The following is a 17812-nucleotide window of genomic DNA, read 5'->3' on the forward strand; positions in this document are numbered from 1 at the left end:
CCCTGCGGCCCGGCCCCGGCCGCACGGTCGCCGTCATCGGTCCCAACGCCCTCACCCCCTGCCTGCAGGGCGGGACGTTCGCGAAGGTCACCCCCTCCACCCCCCCGGTGTCCGCGGCGCAGGCGATCGCCGACGCCCTCGGTGCGGAGCAGGTCAGCGTCGCCGCGGGCTGCGCCCCCGGCGGGTTGCTGCCCTTCGCCGAGGTGGTCCTCGAGGGCTTCCCCGCCGGGGCGCAGGAACCCCGGGCCCGCGAGGTCCGCCCCACGTCCACGTTCGTGTGGTTCGGCGACATCCCGGGGATCGGCGGCCCGGGGCTCGGCGGCCGCGTCCGGCTGCGGACCGAGTTCGTCGCCGCGGTCGACGGGACGCACGAGCTGCACCTGGGTGGGACGGGGAACGGGACGCTCACCGTCGACGGTCGCCGTGTCCTGGACTGGCGGGCGCCCGATCCCGCCGACGTCATGGGCGTCGTGGCCCGCGCCGACACGATGGGCACGCGGGTGGACCTCGTGCGCGGGCAGCGGGTCCGGATCGTCGGCGACGTCCACCTCGTCCCGGGACGGGTGCAGTCGGTGACCCTCGGGTACCGCTCGCCGGCACCTCCCGGACTGCTCGACGAGGCCGTCGCGGTGGCGCGCGCCGCCGGGACCGTGGTGCTCGTCGTGGGCGACGACCGCAAGGCCTCGCGGGAGAGCGCCGACCGCGACGGCACCGCGCTGCGCCCGGAGCAGCTGGAGCTGCTGCACGCGGTGACCGCGGTCAACCCGCGCACCGTCGTCGTCCTCAACGCCGCCCACCAGGTCGACACCTCGTGGGCGGAGCGGACCGCGGCCGTCCTCGTCCCCTTCTACGGCGGTGAGGAGTTCGGCCCGGCGCTGGCCGAGGTGCTGACCGGGCGGCGCGAGCCGAGCGGGCGACTCCCGCTGACCTTCGCCCGCTCCGACGCGGACTACCCCGGCGCCGGCGTCTCGCTCGACGAGGACCTCGTGCTGGACTACGGGCGCGTCGAACCGGCCGGGCCGGGGCACTTCGCGCGGCACGGGCTGGTCCCGGCGTTCGCCTTCGGTGCCGGCCTGGGCTACACGCGGTGGCGGCTGGGCGCGGTGCACGTGCGCGACGTCCCGGACCCGGGCGAGGTCGAGGTGCGCTGCGAGGTGCACAACACCGGCGAGCGGGCGGGCAGCGACGTCGTGCAGGTCTACGCCCGCGCCCCCGGCGAGGACCACGACCGGCTCGTGGGTTTCCGTCGCGCGCACGCCGGAGCCGGGGCGAGCGCCGACGTCGTGGTGCGGCTCGGTGACCGCGCGTTCCGCCGGTGGGACACCGCACGAGGGTCCTGGGTGGTCCCCGCCGGGGTGCACCACCTCCGGGTCGCCCGCTCGGCGACCGACCCCCTCGCGCAGCACGTGGAGGTGCTCCGGTGACCCGCTACCCCGCCGACGTCGACGTCGTGGTGATCGGCAGCGGCCCCGCCGGTGCGGCCTGGGCCCGGGTCCTGCACGAGCGCGCGGCACGGCTGCGCGTCGTGGTGCTCGAGGTCGGCCCCGTGCTGTCCTCCCCGCCGGGCGACCACGTCAAGAACATCGCCGACCCCGACGACCGCCGCCGCGCGCAGCGGGCCTCCGAGGGCCCCGGGGCCGGCGACGGTCCGGGGGCGGCACCGGACGGGCGCCGGGCCCGGCCGGGCACCTTCCTGCTCCCCGACGGCTTCGCGGCCGGGGGAACCGGCCTGCCCGCCGCCGCCATGTCGAGCGGCGTCGGGGGCATGGGCGCGCACTGGACGGGCGCGTGCCCGCGTCCCGGCGGCAGCGAGCGCATCTCCTTCCTGCCCGACCTCGACGCCGACCTCGACGAGGCCGAGCGTCTCCTCGGGGTGAGCGCCGCCGCCCTGGCGGACGCACCCCTCGCCGCGGACGTCCGCGCGCTGCTCGGTGCGGTGCTGGACGACGACCGCCCGCTCGACCGACGGGTCCAGCCCATGCCCCTGGCCGTGCAGGCGGACGGCGACGGCGGGCTGCACTGGTCCGGCCCCGCGGTCGTGTTCGGCGACGTGCTGCGGCAGGGGGTCTCCCTGTTCCCCGACACCCTCGCCCAGCGGGTCCTCCTCGACGACGGCCGCGTCACCGGCGTGCGGGTGCGGGACGTCACCACGGGTGCCCAGACCCGCATCGCCGCGCGGGTCGTCGTGGTCGCGGCGGACGCGCTGCGCACGCCGCAGCTGCTGTTCGCCTCCGGGGTCCGGCCGCCCGCCCTGGGCCGCTACCTCAACGACCAGCCGCAGGTCCTCACGGCCGTCCGGCTGCGCGAGGACGTCCTCGCGGGCGCCGCCCTCGAGCCCGGGTCGGGGACGGCCCTGGCGCAGGGCAGCGGGGTCAGCTGGGTCCCCTTCGACGACGACCGGCACCCGTTCCACGGACAGGTGATGCAGATGGACGCCTCGCCCGTGCCCCGCCCGGACCTCCCCGCGGACCGGCCCGGCGCCTACGTGGGACTGGGCTGGTTCTGCGCCAAGGACGTCCGGGCCGAGGACCGCGTGGAGTTCGCCGAGGACGCCGTCGACGGCTACGGCCTGCCCGCCCCGCGCGTCCACTACGCCCTGACCGCCACCGACGCCCGCCGCCTCGCGGCGGCGAAGGACGCCGTGGTGCGCGCCGCCCGGGTCCTGGGCGAACCCCTCGACGACGCACCGATCGAGCTGCCGGCCGGGAGTTCCCTGCACTACCAGGGCACGACCCGGATGGGGCAGGCCGACGACGGGACCAGCGTCTGCGATCCGAACGGCGAGGTGTGGGGGACCCGCGGCCTCTTCGTCGCCGGCAACGGGCTCATCCCGACCGAGACGGCCTGCAACCCCACGCTGACCGCCGTCGCCCTGGCGGTGCGCGGGGCCCGCCACGTCGCCGCCTCGGCGGCGGCGTGGACCGGGGAGGACGCGACCCGGGGCTGAACTCCGGGGGGACCTCGCGCCCGGGGCCCCCGGGGTGGGCGGCGGCTCAGCTCGCGACGGCCTGCCGGCCGAGGTCGTCCCCGACGCCGGCGCCGTCGCGCGCCGTCTCGGCGACGAGATCGGGCGACAGCTGTGCCGCCGCCCGGCGCACGAGTCCGCGGAACCACCGGTGCCCGGGGTCGTCGGTCCGCTGCGGGTGCCACCACGCCGCCTCGTGCAGCCGGACGACCGGCAGCGGCACGCGCACCCGGTGCACCAGCGCGAGGTCCGCGGCCCGCGAGACCAGCCGGTCCGGCACGAGGGCGAGCAGGTCCGTCCCGGCGATGCTGAACGGCAGCAGCGCCAGGGTGTCGGCGACGAGGTCGACGCGAGCGCCGGTCACCAGCTCGTCGACCCGGCGGTCGGCCGCGGTCCCGCCGGACCCGGCGAAGGCCCGGGCCCAGCGGGAGTGGCGCAGCTCGTCCAGGGTCAGGACCTCGCCGTCCGGGTGCGGGCGGCCGGAGATGCACGTCCAGTGGTCCTCGAAGAGGTCGGTGCTCGGGACTCCCGAGCACTGACCTCGGGGGGTGAGCAGCAGGTCCACCGAACGCAGCGCCGTCAGGGGCTGGTCGACGGCGTTCTGGTCGACGCTGGTCAGCCGCAGCTTCACGTTCGGGGCGGCCGCACGGAGCATGGGCATGAGGTGCGGGGCCAGGACGGCGATCGCGTAGTCGGAGGAGATGACGACGAACTCCCGCGTCGAGGTCAGCAGGTCGAAACCCGGGTTGGGGTGCAGCGTCTCCTCGGCCATCTGCAGCACCTCGCGGACGCGCACCGAGAGGGTCTCCGCGAGCGGGGTGAGTTCGTAGCGGGCTCCGACCCGCACCAGCAGCACGTCGTCGAACTGCCGTCGCAGCCGGCCCAGGGCGGCGCTCATCGCCGGCTGGCTCACGCCGATCCGCGCTCCCGCCCGCGTGACGTTGCGCTCGGTCAGCAGGGCGTCGAGCGGGACCAGCAGATTGAGGTCCGAGTTCAGCAGGTTGACCACAACGACCCTCCACGACTTCGCCGTCGCTCACCCCTGACCTCCCGGGCAGGGACCGTGGCCGGACCGTATCAGATCGAGTGTTCTGATTCTAGACCGTCGCCCTCACCTCCACCCGTGCGCGGGCAGCAGCAGCACTGCCAGCCCGCCCGGCGTCCGCGCGGGGGCCGCGCCGCGTCGCGGCGCTCGCGGGCCGTCGCGCAGCACGAGCCGCGGCCCGGCCGCCGAGGCGGCGACACCGGGTTCCCCCGCGTGACCCGAGCGCAGGACCGTGCGACCACGCAGCCCCAGCAGCTCGGCGAGGCTCCGCCCGCCCGCGGCGCCGCACGCGAGGTCGACGTGGTCGATCAGGGGCGGCCGCGCCGGGCAGCTGTCCTCGGGACCGTCGTGCAGCGGGCAGCCCGACGCCGAGCCGCCGGCCCAGTCGCGGTCCCGCTCCCAGCGCAGCTCGGTCCGCAGCCCGTCGGGGTGCCGGACCTGCAGACCCGACGGCGTGCTCTCCACCGCGTCGAGCCCCGGCCGGCCGCCGACCGCCCCGAGACGCACGGCCGCGGCCGCCAGGCCCCCGGGCGAGGCCGCCTGCCACTGCAGGCGCTGCACCCGCGGTCGGGGTCCGGCGACGAGGTGGAGCGTGCAGCCGTAGGGGTCGGCGCACGTCCGCACGCGCGGGTCGGCGCCGGCGCCCGCGGGGCGCCGCAGCCCCAGGCCCACGAGGAAGTCCGCGTCGTCGACGGGCGTGGGGGTGGCGACCTCCACCTCGACCAGGCGCGCCGCCCGCTCGAGGACCGGGAACCGTGGACCGGTGGGGACCACGGGGACGGGGGCGGGCACCGCTCAGCCCTTGACGCCGCCGGCGAAGCCCTGCATGAACTGCTTCTGCGCGAACACGTAGGCGGTGAGGATCGGGACCATGGACAGGATGACGGCGGCGAAGACGACGTTCCACTTCGACACCAGCGCACCGACGAAGCTGTAGACCACCACGGGCAGGGTGACCGCGTCGGAGCCGTTGAGGAACACCAGCGACGTGAAGAAGTCGTTCCAGACGATGAGTCCCGCGAAGATGGCCACCGTGCCCGTCGCCGGGCCCAGCAGCGGGAACACGATGCGGCTGAAGATGGTGAACCTCCCGGCCCCCTCCATCTGCGCCGCCTCCTCGTACTCCTTGAGCAGCGAGCGGGTGAAGCCGGAGTAGAGGAAGACCGCCAGCGGCATCAGCATCCCGGAGTACAGCAGGACCATCCCCGTGCGGGTCCCGAGCAGGTCCAGCTGCCGCATGCCGCTGTAGAGCGGCACGAGGGAGAGCTGGCTCGGCAGGACGATGGCCAGCAGAACGGCGCCGAAGGCGACCCTGCTGAGGCGTGAGGTGATGCGGGTGAGGGTGAACGCCGTGATCGAGCCCAGGGCGATCAGGACCAGCACCGTCCCGCCCGTGATGACGGCGCTGTTGATCGCGCCGCGCAGGAGGCTGTACTGCCCCTCCCCGCCGACGGCCTCGGCGAACCCCGACCCGCTCACGGGGTCGGCGAGCGTGAACCCGGACTCGGCGATGGAGTCGCCGCTGGTCTTGAGGGACACGTTGAGCAGGATCAGCAGCGGCAGGACGAAGACCAGAGTGACGAGCACCATCCCGATCTCCCGGCCGGCGGTGCCCTTGGAGTAGCGGAACACGTCAGTCGTCCCCCTTCTCGCGGAGCAGGAGCATCTGCACGCCCGCGCAGATGAGGACCAGCACGGTCATGACGAGGGCCATGGCCGCGCCGAACCCGAAGCGGCCGTTGACGAACGTCTCCTTGTAGATGCTCGTGGCCAGGGTGTCCGAGGCGCCGAACGGGCCACCGCCGGTCAGCGCCTGCACCTGGTCGAACACGCGCAGGCCCTGCACCAGGATCAGCGTGGAGGCCACCACGACGGTCGGTCGCAGGGCCGGCAGCGTGACGTGCCGGAACCGGTCGAACGGGCCGGCGCCGTCGATCGCCGCCGCCTCCTCGGACTCGACGGGGACGTTGGCCAGGCCGGCGATGTAGATGACCATCGTCAGGCCGACGTGCTGCCAGACCATCACGACGATGATGGCCGGCACGACGGTGCCGGGATCGCCCAGCCACGTGCGCTGCAGGCCCTCCAGGCCCACCGCGCCCAGCACCTGGTTGATCGGGCCCGTCTGCTGGAAGAGGAACTTCCAGACGTAGGAGACCGCCAGCGGGCTCAGGACCACCGGCGCGAAGAGCAGGACCCGCAGGACGTAGCGGGTCTTCAGGGTCCGGTTCAGCGCCACGGCGAAGGCCATGCCGATGACGTTGGTGAGGACCAGGAAGGAGATCGCGATGACGAACGTGTTCGTCAGCGCCGTCAGGGGCGCCGCGCCGGTGAAGATCTCCCGGAAGTTCGCCCAGCCGACGAAGCTGCGGACGCGGAACCCGTTGAAGTCCGTGAACGCGTAGCCGGCCCCGGCGACGACGGCGGCGTAGTGGACGAGCGCCACGACGACGAGGGCCGGCAGGGACCACCACCAGGCCGCGACGCGGGAGGCGCTCAGCCGGCGCCCGCTGCGCGAGGAGGGCGGCGACGGCCGGGCCGAGGCCTCCGCCGGCGGAGGCGTCGCGGGGCTCGTGAGCGCGGCACCGCTCACGAGGGTCGCCCCGGTGCGCGGCGCCGGGCCGGGACCTGGCCCTGGAACGGCACCTGGCCCGGGCTCTGGAACGGGATCTGGAGCTGGAGTCGCACGTCGTCTCCCGGACATCGTCGTCGTGGGCTCGCGCCCGGAGGTGGTCGGTCGCGGGTGGGTCGTGGACCTCGCGACACCCGCAGTCTCGGGGAGGGACGGGGAGCGACGGAAACAACGTCTCGGTATACCGGGGTATCCCCCATCGCGATGCCGCGCAGCCCCCCGCCGCCGCGGCGGGGGAGGCAGGATGATCCGCGACGGTGGGGCTGAGGTGGACATCGGCCGGCGCAGCCGCACGAGGGCGCGACGGCGGGGTGGCTCCACCCGTGAAGTCCGTCGCCGGGCTGCGCCCCGACGAGGCCGAGCTGCGGCCCGACGGCCTCCTCGGGGACCGGGGGCACGTGCTCGTCACCGCCGACGGCACCGTGCTCACCGCCAAGACGGCCCCCCTGCTGCGCACGCTGGACCTCGGCGGCAGCGCCGCCGACCCCCTGCTCGCCGTCCCCGGCGGTCGCCCGGGCGACCTCGAGGCCGTCGCGGCGCTGTTGGGCAGCGGGCCCGTGCGGCTGCGCGCCGACCCCGCGGGCGCCCGCCAGGTGGCCCCCGTGCACGTCGTGACCCGGGCCCAGCGCGAGGACCCCGCGGCCGGCGACGCCTCGCGCGCCAACCTCGTCGTCGACCTGGGCGGGCCGGGCGAGCCCGCCGCGGGCGCGGAGCTGGTCCTCGGCGACCCGGACGCCGCACCCGTGCGGCTTCGCCTGGGCGCCCGCCCCCGGCACTGCGCGGGCTGGTTCGCCGAGGTCGTCGTCGGGGGCACCCTGCGCCGCGGCGCGCCCGTCCAGGTGCTCCCGGCGCACGGATAGAGTCGGCGGGCCGGGACGACCGTCCCGCCGTCCGCACGTTCCCGGAGGCCCGCGTGTCCGCGCAGCTCACCGTCCACCGTTCCGGCGAGCCCGTCGTGGTGGCCGTCGGCACGACGGCGGCGCAGCTGTTCGCCGACGACCGCGACGTCGTCGTCGCCCGCGTCGACGGGGAGCTGCGCGACCTCAGCCACGTCCTCGCCGACGGCGAGGAGGTCGAGGGCGTCCTGATCTCCTCCGAGGACGGGCTGGCCGTGCTGCGCCACTCCACCGCGCACGTCATGGCGCAGGCGGTGCAGCAGCACTTCCCCGAGGCCAAGCTCGGCATCGGCCCGCCGATCCGCGACGGGTTCTACTTCGACTTCGACGTCGAGCGCCCGTTCACCCCCGAGGACCTCAAGACCGTCGAGAAGACCATGCAGCGCATCGTCAAGGAGGCGCAGCGCTTCGAGCGCCGCGTCGTCACCGACGACGAGGCGCGCGCCGAGATGGCGGACGAGCCCTACAAGCTGGAGCTCATCGGGCTGAAGTCCTCCGCGGGCGACGCCGCCGACGGTGCCGACGCCGAGGTGGGCGCGGGCGAGCTGACCGTCTACGACAACGTCCGGCGCGACGGCACGGTGGCGTTCAGGGACCTGTGCCGCGGCCCGCACCTGCCGACCACGCGCCTGTCGGGCAACGGCTACAGCCTGCTGCGCTCGGCGGCCGCCTACTGGCGCGGCAGCGAGAAGAACCCCCAGCTGCAGCGCATCTACGGCACCGCGTGGCCGACGAAGGACGAGCTGAAGGCCTACCAGGAGCGCGTGGCGGAGGCCGAGCGCCGCGACCACCGCCGCCTCGGGGCCGAGCTGGACCTGTTCTCCTTCCCCGACGAGATCGGCTCCGGCCTGGTCGTCTTCCACCCCAAGGGGGGTGTCGTGAAGCGGGAGATGGAGGACTACGTCCGCCGCCGCCACATCGAGGAGGGGTTCGACTACGTCGGGACCCCGCACATCAGCAAGGGCCAGCTGTTCGAGACCTCGGGGCACCTGCCCTACTACGAGGACACGATGTTCCCGGCCATGGAGCTGGAGAGCTCGAAGTACTACCTCAAGGCCATGAACTGCCCCATGCACAACCTGATCTTCCGCTCGCGCGGTCGGTCCTACCGCGAGCTGCCGCTGCGGTTCTTCGAGTTCGGGTCCGTGTACCGCTACGAGAAGAGCGGTGTCGTGCACGGCCTCACCCGCGTGCGCGGGCTGACCCAGGACGACTCCCACAGCTACGTCACGACCGAGCAGGCGCCGTCGGAGATCCGCCACCTGCTCGACTTCGTCCTCGGGCTGCTGCGCGACTTCGGCCTCGACGACTACTACCTGGAGCTGTCCACCCGCGGGGACTCCGAGAAGTTCATCGGCTCCGACGAGGAGTGGGCGCAGGCGACGGCCGTGCTCGAGGCGGCCGCGCTCGAGACGGGCCTGGAGCTCGTGCCCGACCCGGGCGGGGCGGCGTTCTACGGACCCAAGATCTCGGTGCAGGCCCGCGACGCCATCGGCCGGACCTGGCAGATGTCGACCATCCAGTACGACTTCAACCAGCCCGCGCGCTTCGGCCTGGAGTACACCTCGGCGGACGGCTCCAAGCAGCAGCCCGTGATGATCCACTCGGCCAAGTTCGGGTCGATCGAACGGTTCTTCGGGGTGCTGACCGAGCACTACGCGGGCGCCTTCCCCCCGTGGCTCGCGCCCGTCCAGGTGGTCGGCATCCCCGTCGCCGACGCGCACGTCGACCACCTGCAGGCGGTGGCCGCGCAGCTGAAGGCGCGCGGGATCCGCGTCGAGGTCGACGCGGCCGACGACCGGATGCCCAAGAAGATCCGCACCTGGACCAAGCAGAAGGTGCCGTTCCTGCTCATCGCGGGGGAGGAGGACGCGGCCAACGGTGCCGTGTCCTTCCGGCTGCGCGACGGCAGCCAGGACAACGGCATCCCCGTCGACGAGGCCGTCGAGCGCATCGTCGACGCCGTGCAGCGCCGCGTGCAGGTCTGAGGGTGGCCGACGCCCCCGCGCCGCCGCCGCGCGAACCCCTCGTGGAGGCGGCGGCGTCCTTCGCCGGCGACCCGGACTCCTTCGAGCGGCTGTGGACGCCGCACCGCCTCGCCTACATCACGGGCGAGCGCAAGCCCGCGGACCCGCACGACGTCGCGCAGTGCCCGTTCTGCCGGGCTCCCGGGCTCGACGACGCCGAGGGGCTCGTCGTGCACCGCGGCGAGACGGCGTTCGTCGTGCTCAACCTCTTCCCGTACAACCCCGGGCACCTGCTCGTCTGCCCCTACCGGCACGTGTCCTCCTACGTCGACCTCGGCGCCGAGGAGCTCGCGGAGTTCACGGCCCTGACCCGCGCCGCGGTCCTGTCGCTGCAGGCCGCCTCGAACCCGGCCGGGTTCAACCTGGGCATGAACCAGGGCGGGGTCGCGGGCGCCGGCATCGCCGCCCACCTGCACCAGCACGTCGTGCCCCGCTGGGAGGGCGACGCGAACTTCCTGCCCGTGGTGGCCCGCACCAAGGCGCTGCCCGAGCTGCTGGAGGACACCCGGCAGCGCCTCGTCGCGGCCTGGACGACGGTGGCGCCCGCCTGAGGGTGGGCGTGCCGCTGCGGCGCCTCCGGTCCAGGATCGGGGAGCATGACCCGCGGCCCCGCCCTCACGACCCCCGACGGCCGCTACCTCGTCGTCCGGGGCCGGCTGTGGCGCTGCTCCGACCCGGGTCTGGACCCCGAGCGCCGCCAGGAGCTCGTGGACCGGCTGATGGCCGCGCGCCGCGACAAGCGGGCGGCGATGGCGGCCGACGACGCCGCGGCCCGCGAGGACGCGCGCTCCCGCGTCGACCGCGCCAAGCACGAGCTGGGGGAGCGGGGACCGGTGTGGTGGGACGACGGCCGCCCCGACCTCACCCGGCACCTCGTCGAGACCACGGACTACGCGGCGTGGTACGCCACGACGCAGGGGTAGGACGCGAGGTCACGCCCTCGACCGCCCCGCTCCCGACCGCCCCGCACGCGGCAGCCGCTCCAGCGGCACGAACGCCAGCAGGCACACGACCGTGGGGAGGAAGTGGATGCCGATGGTCAGGTACGTGCCGACGTGGAAGAGCACCCAGAACGCGACGGCCGCGGCGAGCGCGCGCCCGCGCAGCCACAGCAGGACCGGGCTCAGGAACTCCGCGACCAGCACGCCCCACTGCATCACCAGGACCAGGTGCGGGACCGCGAGCAGCGCGTCGGTGAGGTCGCTGCCGCGGCGGGAGAACGCCCACGTGAAGATCGCGCCGTTGGCCCAGTCCCAGCCGCCGAAGCGCATCTTGGCCAGGGCGGCCAGGAAGTAGGTGCACACGGTCGCGACCTGCACGCAGCGCACCGCCCAGCCCGCGGCCTCGCTGCGCACCGCGGCGTCGCGGGCCGGGCCGACCGTCGGCAGCACGAGCAGCGCGACGAGCAGCGCCACGTGGTCGTGGTCGATCTTGGAGTAGCTGAAGGCGTTGCTCGTCCACTCCAGGTAGGCCGCGGCGCACACCCAGCCCGCGGCCCGCGGCAGTCGGCCCAGCGCGGCCACCACGGCGCTCGCGACGAGGACCACGAGCACCACCCGCACCGACGTCTCGGTGGGCGCGGGCAGGTCCAGCAGCCGCCGCAGCAGGATCGGCCGGTAGAGCTGCGCCGGGACGTCGCCGTGGTCCAGCGGCCAGGTCGTCAGGTGCAGCGCGTCGAGCACGACGAAGGCGTAGAGCACGAAGCGCAGCACCGCGATCCGCCCGAGGGCCACGGGCGGCGCCCACCACGAGCGCCACCTCGAGCTGGACCTCGGGCTCTGGGCCGAGCCCGCCGGCACCGCGGCCTGCGCCGGTCGCGCCGTCACCGGCAGCACCCCAGCGGGTGCTGCGGGTCCGGGACGTCCCACGCCGAGAGCAGCACGTCCTGCGGCGGCCCGACCACCTCGCCGGCCACGAGCCGACTGACCGTCTGGCGCAGCTCGAGGCGCGCGTAGCGCGGGCGGCCGGGGTGGCGCTGCGCGGCGGCCGCCGCCACGGCCTCCAGCAGGGCCGGGTCGTCGACGAAGCGCCCCAGCTGCCCCTCCACCTCGGCGCGGCGCAGGCCGACCCCGCCCGGGGTCAGCGGGACGACGGTGCGCGTGCCGGCCGTCGTGACCGCCTCGATGCGCGTCGAGCGGATCTCGCCGTCGAGGTCGACGGCGAAGGCGTACTGCGACATCGGGGCGAAGGGCCACCGGTCGTCGTTGCCCTGCACCGTGCCCAGCACCAGCAGCACGAGGAAGGCGACCGCGACGGCGCTGCGCCAGGCGAGACCGGCGCGCGGCAGGCGGCGGATCACCGGGGCGGGGTCGAGCACGTCGGCAGCCTAGGCAGCTGCGCTCGCGCCCGCCGGGAGGCGCGGCCGCCCCGGCGTGCGCGCTCGGGCGGCGCCGGACGAGGCCCTAGGGTGAGGGCGCCTCGGCAGCGACCGCCGGCCCCGCCCGCCCCCGCACAGAAGACGGACCGATGCTCAACCGCTTCGCGCGCGCCTTCGCCACCCGGGTGTTCACCCCCGTCGCGCACCTGCTGCTGCGGCTGGGGGCCGGGCCCGACCTGGTCACGGCCGTCGGGACCGTGGGCGTCTGCGTCAGCGCGCTGGTCCTGTACCCGCGGGGGCACCTGCTCTGGGGCAGCCTCGCGGTGGCCGTCTTCGCCCTCTCGGACACCGTCGACGGGATCATGGCGCGCGCGTCCGGCCGGTCGGGGGCCTGGGGCGCCTTCCTCGACTCCACGCTCGACCGCTTCGCCGACGCGGCCGTCTTCGGGGGGCTCGTCATCTGGTACGCCCGCGGCGGCGAGCACCAGCCCACCGCGGGCCTGGCGCTGCTCTGCCTGTGCCTCGGCAGCATCGTCCCCTACGCGAGGGCGCGCGCCGAGGGGCTCGGGATGCGGGCCGACGTCGGCATCGCCGAGCGCTCCGACCGGCTCCTCGCGGTCCTCGCGGGGGCCGCGGCCGTCGGGCTCGGGGCGCCGCGCGTCGTGCTCACCGTCGTGCTGGCGCTGCTGGCCGTGGCGAGCCTCGTGACCATCGGCCAGCGCATGGCGCTCGTGCGGCGGCAGGCGCTGGCCGGGCCGCCGGCCGCGTGAGCCGCGCGCGCGACGCCGTCACCGCCGCGTCCTTCCGCGCCGGCTGGCGGCTGCTGCGCGTCCTGCCCGAGGCGGTCGTGCTGGCCGGGGCCGAGCAGGTCGCCGGCCGCCTGCACCGCGGCGACGGGCCCCGCGTGCAGCAGCTGCGCGCGACCCTGCGGCGCACCCGCCCCGACGCCTCCACGGCCGAGCTGGACGCCCTGGTGCGGGCCGGGCTCGCGTCCTACACGCGCTACTGGTGCGAGACCTTCCGGCTGCCGTCGTTCTCCCGCGAGCGGATCCGCCGCACGGTGAGCGCGAGCGGCGACGCGCCCGTCCGGGCCGCCCTCGCGGAGGGCCGGGGCGTGGTGCTCGCGCTGGCCCACCTGGGCAACTGGGACCTGGCGGGCGCCTGGGCGACGCTGGAGCTGGCGCCCGTCGTCACCGTCGCCGAGCGCGTGCGGCCCGCGGCCGTCTACGACGCCTTCCTCGCCTTCCGCGCCTCGCTCGGCATGACGGTGCTGCCGCTGGGGGACCCCGCGACGTCCCCGACCCTCGTGCGGCGGCTGCGCGCAGGCGCGCTGGTGCCGCTGCTCGCCGACCGCGACCTCACCGGTCACGGGGTGGGGGTGCGCTTCCTCGGCGAGGAGCTGCGGATGGCCGCGGGTCCCGCGACGCTCGCGCTCGCGACGGGCGCGGCCCTGTTCACCGCGGCCGTCACGTCGGTCCCCCTGCCGCCCGGGCACCCGGGGCGGCGCACGGGCGCGCGGTGGGGGGTGCACATCGCCTTCGGCCCCGCCCTCGAGGTCCCGCCCACCGTCGCGGTCCCGCCCGGGGGCCGCGGGCCGCAGCGGGCCGCGGCCGTCGCCGCCCTCACGCAGGCCTGCGCCGACGGGCTCGCGGCGGCCGTCGCGGCGCACCCGCAGGACTGGCACGTCCTGCAGCCCGTGTTCACCGCCGACGTCGAGCGCGTGCGGCGGGCGGCACCGTGAGGATCGGTATCGTCTGCCCGTACTCCTTCGACGTCCCCGGCGGCGTGCAGTTCCACGTCCGCGACCTGGCGCAGCACCTGGCCTCCCTCGGCCACCACGTGCGGGTGCTCGCCCCCGCCGACGACGACGCCGTCCTGCCCCCCTTCATCGACAGCGCCGGCCGGGCGGTCGCCGTGCCCTACAACGGTTCCGTCGCGCGGCTCGCGTTCGGGCCGCTCACCGCGGCGCGCGTGCGCCGCTGGCTCACCGAGGGCGGGTTCGACGTGCTGCACCTGCACGAGCCGCTCGCCCCCAGCGTGTCCCTGCTGGCGCTGTGGGCGGCCGAGGGACCCGTCGTCGCGACGTTCCACACGGCCAACCTCCGCTCGCGCGCCATGCAGGCCGCCTTCCCGCTGCTGCGCCCCAGCCTGGAGAAGGTCGCCGCGCGCATCGCCGTGAGCGAGGACGCCCGGCGCACCCTGGTCGAGCACATCGGCGGCGACGCGGTCGTGGTGCCGAACGGCGTGTTCGTCGACGACTTCGCCGGCGCGCAGCCCCGGCCCGCGTGGACCGGTACGCCCGAGGCCCCCGTGGTCGCCTTCGTCGGGCGACTGGACGAGGCGCGCAAGGGGCTGCCGGTGCTGTGCGAGGTCGTCCCGCGCGTGCGGGCCGTGCTGCCCGGCGCGCGGTTCCTCGTCGCGGGCCGCGGCGACCTCGCGGCCGCGCGCGCGCTGCTGCCCGACCCCGCGGGTGTCGAGTTCCTCGGGGCCGTCGACGACGCCGGCAAGCAGGCGCTGCTGGCCTCCGCCGACGTCTACCTCGCCCCGCACACCGGCGGCGAGAGCTTCGGCATCGTGCTGGTCGAGGCCATGGCGGCCGGCGTCGCCGTCGCGGCCAGCGACCTGGGGGCCTTCCGCCGCGTCCTCGACGACGGCGACGCGGGGGTCCTGTTCGCGACCGGCGACGCCGACGCGGGGGCCGCGGCCGTCCTCGGCCTGCTCACCGATCCCGCCCGGCGGGCCCGGCTGGCCGCCGCCGGGCAGCGCACCGCCCGTCGCTACGACTGGCCCGTCGTGGCGGCCGACGTCCTGGCGGTCTACGAGACGATCCGCACGGGTCTCGCCGCGCACGCCCGCGTGGTCGCCGACCGCCGCCTGCCCGCCCCGGGCGCGCCCGACGGGAGCGGGGGGTGAGCTCGCTCGCCTGGACGCTGGTGGCCCTGCTCGTCGTCTGCGCGCTCGCGGGCTACCTCTCCGCGACGGCCCAGCGCCTCGACCGGCTGCATCACCGCGTCGAGACCAGCCGCGCCGGGCTCGAGGTGGAGCTCACCCGCCGGGCGTCGGCGGCGCTGGAGCTCGCGACGGGCGGGGAGCTCGACCCGGCCACGTCGCTGATCCTCGCGGACGCGGCCACCGCGAGCCTGGACGCCCCGCGCACCCCGGCCGCCCTGCGCGACGCCACCGACGCCGACGACGCGGCCCGGTGGACGGCGGAGAGCGGCCTGACGCGTGCGCTGGGCGTCGTCCTGCCCCCGGGGCACCCCGCCGCGGGCCGCGTGCGCGACGCCGCGCACCGCGTGGAGCTGGCCCGGCGCTTCCACAACGACGCCGTCGTGCAGACCCGCCGGCTGCGGGCCAAGCGCGTGGTGCGCTGGGCGCGGCTGGCGGGGCACGCGCGGCTGCCCGAGACGGCCGACTTCGACGACGGCTCCGCGGGCGGCGGCCCCGAGGAGGCCGCGGGGCGGAACGTACGATGACGGCGCAGGTGACCTCCCCGGAGGCCGCCGCCGACGCCCGGTCCTCCCGGGCGACCGACGAGACGAAGCGCGAGGCGGACCCACCGTGAGCACCGACGTGAGCAGCGACCCGAGCACCGCGACCCCCGCCGTGGGGACGGCGCGCGTCAAGCGCGGCATGGCCGAGATGCTCAAGGGCGGCGTGATCATGGACGTCGTCAACGCCGAGCAGGCCAGGATCGCGGCCGACGCGGGCGCCGTGGCCGTCATGGCCCTGGAGCGCGTGCCCGCCGACATCCGCGCCGAGGGCGGCGTGTCCCGCATGAGCGACCCGGACATGATCGACGCGATCATCGCCTCGGTCTCGATCCCCGTCATGGCCAAGGCCCGCATCGGCCACTTCGTCGAGGCGCGCGTCCTGCAGTCCCTGGGCGTCGACTACATCGACGAGTCCGAGGTCCTCACCCCCGCCGACTACGCCCACCACATCGACAAGCACGAGTTCACCGTGCCGTTCGTGTGCGGCGCGACGAACCTCGGCGAGGCGCTGCGCCGCATCACCGAGGGCGCGGCGATGATCCGCTCGAAGGGCGAGGCCGGCACGGGCGACGTGTCCAACGCGACGAAGCACATGCGCACGATCCGCGCCGAGCTGAACCGGCTGCGCTCCATGTCGCCCGACGAGCTGTACGTCGCCGCGAAGGAGCTGCAGGCGCCCTACGAGCTCGTCCGCGAGGTCGCGGCCGCGGGCCGCCTGCCCGTCGTCCTGTTCACCGCGGGCGGCATCGCCACCCCGGCCGACGCGGCGATGATGATGCAGCTCGGCGCCGACGGCGTGTTCGTCGGGTCCGGCATCTTCAAGTCCGGCAACCCGGCGCAGCGCGCCGAGGCGATCGTCAAGGCCACGACGTTCCACGACGACCCCGACGTCATCGCCAAGGTGTCCCGGGGCCTCGGCGAGGCCATGGTCGGCCTCAACGTCGAGGCCATCCCCGAGCCGCACCGGCTGGCCACCCGCGGCTGGTGACCTCCTCTCCCGCAGCGGATCCGCTCGGCCCCGAGTGGGCCGTGGAACCCGACGGCACCCGCACGCGGGCCGCGTCCCGCGTCGTCCTGCTGGACGGCGCGGGCCGCGTGCTGCTGGTGCGGGGGACCGATCCCGGGCGCCCCGGGCAGCGGTGGTGGTTCACCGTGGGCGGCGGTCGGGCCGCCGGCGAACCGGCCCGGGAGGCCGCCGTGCGGGAGCTCCTCGAGGAGACGGGGCTCGTGGCGGAACCCGAGGCGCTGCAGGGTCCGGTCTGGGTCCGCACGGCCGAGTTCCCCTTCCTCGGGCTGCCCTGCCGGCAGACCGAGGAGTTCTTCGTGCACCGCGTCGACGAGGGCACGCCCCTGACCCGCGGCGGCTGGACGGCCCTGGAGCACGCCACGCTCGACGACGTGCGCTGGTGGCACCCCGACGAGCTGGCGGACCTGGTGGCGAGCGGCGTGGCCGTGTACCCCGTCGACCTGCCCCGGCTCGTCGCGGGGCTGCCCGCGCACTGGGACGGCCCACCGCTCCCCGTCGAGTGACGGCCGTGCGGCTCAGCCGCGTCGCAGGCTCGCGAACACGTCGTCGAGCAGCACCCCGCCGGGGGCGCGCCCGCGCTCGGTGAACCACTCCCGGCCCAGCGCGCGGCGGAACACGGGCCGCGGCAGCAGCAGCAGCGCCCCGATGCCGCGGATCCCGCGGCGCCCGCCGGTCTCCGACTGGCTCGCGTGCGCCGCGAGCGACGCCCGCTTGGCCGCCGCGTGCGCGCGCACGTCCACCCGGTGGGTGAGGTCCGCCCGCGCCGTGAAGCCGTCCGCGACCCGGTCCGCCGTCACGTCGCCCACCAGCCCGGGGACGCGGGCCGCGAGGCGCAGGGCCCGCCGCACCCACGTGCGGTCGACGGTGGCCTCCAGCACGACGGGCGTGCCCGCGAGCGCGGCCGCGGCCACCCCGATCCGGTGCACGTGGACATGGTCCGGGTGGCCGTAGCCGCCGTGCGCGTCGTAGGTGGTGAGCACGTCGGCGCGCTCCTCGCGCAGGACCGCGGCGACCTCGGCCGCGAGGCCGTCCACGGGCAGCGCGCTGAAGACCGGGCCGGACGGACCGGCGCCGGCACCCGCCGGCACGAGGTACCCGCTGTCGCGGTGGCCCAGCCGCACGACCCGCGCCACGCCCAGGGCCGCCGCCGACGCGGCCAGCTCCCGCGCCCGGCGCTGCGCGAGAGCGGCCCCGGGGGCCCCGTCGGCGAGCCCGGCCGCGCCGTCGGTGGCCACGACCAGCACCGTGCGGTGCCCCTCCGCGGCGGCCCGCGCCAGCGTGCCGCCGGTGAGCAGGGCCTCGTCGTCGGGGTGGGCGTGCAGCGACACCAGCACGTAGCGGGGAGCCCGGTCGTCGACCACGCGCGGAGCCTGGCACAGCCGTCCGCCCCGCCGCCCACCCCGACGACG

At 76.0% G+C, this 17812-nt stretch carries 19 protein-coding genes; 12 read left to right on the forward strand and 7 right to left on the reverse strand.

The genetic code is table 11. From position 1 onward, the window contains the following. On the forward strand, positions 1 to 1424 hold a 1424-nt coding region (locus tag GTR02_RS09815; protein ID WP_205708965.1), incomplete at its 5' end, for a glycoside hydrolase family 3 C-terminal domain-containing protein. Then, the gene (locus GTR02_RS24360) at positions 1421 to 2947 is read left to right on the forward strand and encodes a GMC oxidoreductase (RefSeq protein ID WP_166607307.1); all 1527 of its coding nucleotides are present in this window, start codon (positions 1421 to 1423) and stop codon (positions 2945 to 2947) included. The genes GTR02_RS09815 and GTR02_RS24360, both read left to right, overlap by 4 nt. A 46-nt stretch (positions 2948 to 2993) precedes the next feature. Here GTR02_RS24360 and GTR02_RS09825 read toward each other — a convergent pair whose 3' ends face one another. The 4 genes from GTR02_RS09825 to GTR02_RS24365 form a co-directional block, all read right to left on the reverse strand. Beyond that, positions 2994 to 3974, reverse strand: a complete 981-nt coding sequence (locus tag GTR02_RS09825) for a LysR family transcriptional regulator (RefSeq protein ID WP_166607308.1) — start codon at positions 3972 to 3974, stop codon at positions 2994 to 2996. 102 nt (positions 3975 to 4076) lie between these two features. After that, the gene (locus GTR02_RS09830; protein ID WP_166607309.1) at positions 4077 to 4802 is read right to left on the reverse strand and encodes a VOC family protein; all 726 of its coding nucleotides are present in this window, start codon (positions 4800 to 4802) and stop codon (positions 4077 to 4079) included. Between the two features lie 3 nt (positions 4803 to 4805). Further along, positions 4806 to 5642, reverse strand: a complete 837-nt coding sequence (locus tag GTR02_RS09835) for an ABC transporter permease subunit (protein ID WP_166607310.1) — start codon at positions 5640 to 5642, stop codon at positions 4806 to 4808. 1 nt (position 5643) lies between these two features. Beyond that, on the reverse strand, positions 5644 to 6603 hold the full coding sequence (locus GTR02_RS24365; protein ID WP_205708966.1) for an ABC transporter permease subunit: 960 nt from the start codon (positions 6601 to 6603) through the stop codon (positions 5644 to 5646). A 362-nt stretch (positions 6604 to 6965) separates the two neighbouring features. On the opposite strand from GTR02_RS24365, the gene GTR02_RS09845 reads away from it, so the two are divergent. From GTR02_RS09845 to GTR02_RS09860, 4 genes are read left to right on the forward strand one after another with little or no spacing between them, the layout of a single operon-like run. Next, positions 6966 to 7502, forward strand: a complete 537-nt coding sequence (locus GTR02_RS09845; protein ID WP_166607312.1) for an MOSC N-terminal beta barrel domain-containing protein — start codon at positions 6966 to 6968, stop codon at positions 7500 to 7502. Positions 7503 to 7555: 53 nt separating this feature from the next. Next, a complete protein-coding gene (thrS, locus tag GTR02_RS09850) occupies positions 7556 to 9526 on the forward strand; it encodes a threonine--tRNA ligase (RefSeq protein WP_166607313.1) in 1971 nt (656 codons plus the stop codon). A 2-nt stretch (positions 9527 to 9528) separates the two neighbouring features. Then, complete coding sequence (locus GTR02_RS09855; RefSeq protein WP_338073712.1) at positions 9529 to 10116, forward strand: HIT family protein; 588 nt, start codon at positions 9529 to 9531, stop codon at positions 10114 to 10116. Between the two features lie 45 nt (positions 10117 to 10161). Continuing rightward, positions 10162 to 10488, forward strand: coding sequence for a hypothetical protein (locus tag GTR02_RS09860; RefSeq protein WP_166607314.1), 327 nt, complete (start codon positions 10162 to 10164; stop codon positions 10486 to 10488). A gap of 9 nt (positions 10489 to 10497) precedes the next feature. On the opposite strand, the gene GTR02_RS09865 is transcribed toward GTR02_RS09860, so the two are convergent. Next, complete coding sequence (locus tag GTR02_RS09865; protein WP_205708967.1) at positions 10498 to 11391, reverse strand: hypothetical protein; 894 nt, start codon at positions 11389 to 11391, stop codon at positions 10498 to 10500. After that, the gene (locus GTR02_RS09870) at positions 11388 to 11882 is read right to left on the reverse strand and encodes a hypothetical protein (RefSeq protein ID WP_166607315.1); all 495 of its coding nucleotides are present in this window, start codon (positions 11880 to 11882) and stop codon (positions 11388 to 11390) included. The genes GTR02_RS09865 and GTR02_RS09870 overlap by 4 nt, the downstream gene beginning before the upstream one ends. 149 nt (positions 11883 to 12031) lie before the next feature. Here GTR02_RS09870 and pgsA point away from each other — a divergent pair, with 149 nt between their 5' ends. From pgsA to GTR02_RS09900, 6 genes are all read left to right on the forward strand, one after another. Further along, positions 12032 to 12652, forward strand: a complete 621-nt coding sequence (gene pgsA, locus GTR02_RS09875; RefSeq protein ID WP_166607316.1) for a phosphatidylinositol phosphate synthase — start codon at positions 12032 to 12034, stop codon at positions 12650 to 12652. Further along, complete coding sequence (locus tag GTR02_RS09880; protein WP_166607317.1) at positions 12649 to 13623, forward strand: phosphatidylinositol mannoside acyltransferase; 975 nt, start codon at positions 12649 to 12651, stop codon at positions 13621 to 13623. The genes pgsA and GTR02_RS09880 overlap by 4 nt, the downstream gene beginning before the upstream one ends. Then, entirely contained in the window at positions 13620 to 14795 is a 1176-nt protein-coding gene (locus GTR02_RS09885) for a glycosyltransferase (RefSeq protein WP_166607318.1), read from the forward strand. Before GTR02_RS09880 ends, GTR02_RS09885 begins: the two co-directional genes overlap by 4 nt. Next, positions 14792 to 15358, forward strand: a complete 567-nt coding sequence (locus GTR02_RS09890; RefSeq protein WP_166607319.1) for a LemA family protein — start codon at positions 14792 to 14794, stop codon at positions 15356 to 15358. The genes GTR02_RS09885 and GTR02_RS09890 overlap by 4 nt, the downstream gene beginning before the upstream one ends. Positions 15359 to 15443: 85 nt before the next feature. Beyond that, a complete protein-coding gene (pdxS, locus tag GTR02_RS09895; RefSeq protein ID WP_166607320.1) occupies positions 15444 to 16364 on the forward strand; it encodes a pyridoxal 5'-phosphate synthase lyase subunit PdxS in 921 nt (306 codons plus the stop codon). Next, positions 16361 to 16906, forward strand: a complete 546-nt coding sequence (locus tag GTR02_RS09900) for an NUDIX domain-containing protein (RefSeq protein ID WP_166607321.1) — start codon at positions 16361 to 16363, stop codon at positions 16904 to 16906. Before pdxS ends, GTR02_RS09900 begins: the two co-directional genes overlap by 4 nt. Positions 16907 to 16918: 12 nt before the next feature. On the opposite strand, the gene GTR02_RS09905 is transcribed toward GTR02_RS09900, so the two are convergent. Continuing rightward, positions 16919 to 17812, reverse strand: an 894-nt coding sequence (locus GTR02_RS09905) for a PIG-L deacetylase family protein (RefSeq protein ID WP_205708968.1), incomplete at its 5' end; no start/stop codon positions are given.

This window comes from Kineococcus siccus (assembly GCF_009906795.1).
Classification (GTDB): Bacteria; Actinomycetota; Actinomycetes; order Actinomycetales; family Kineococcaceae; genus Kineococcus; species Kineococcus siccus.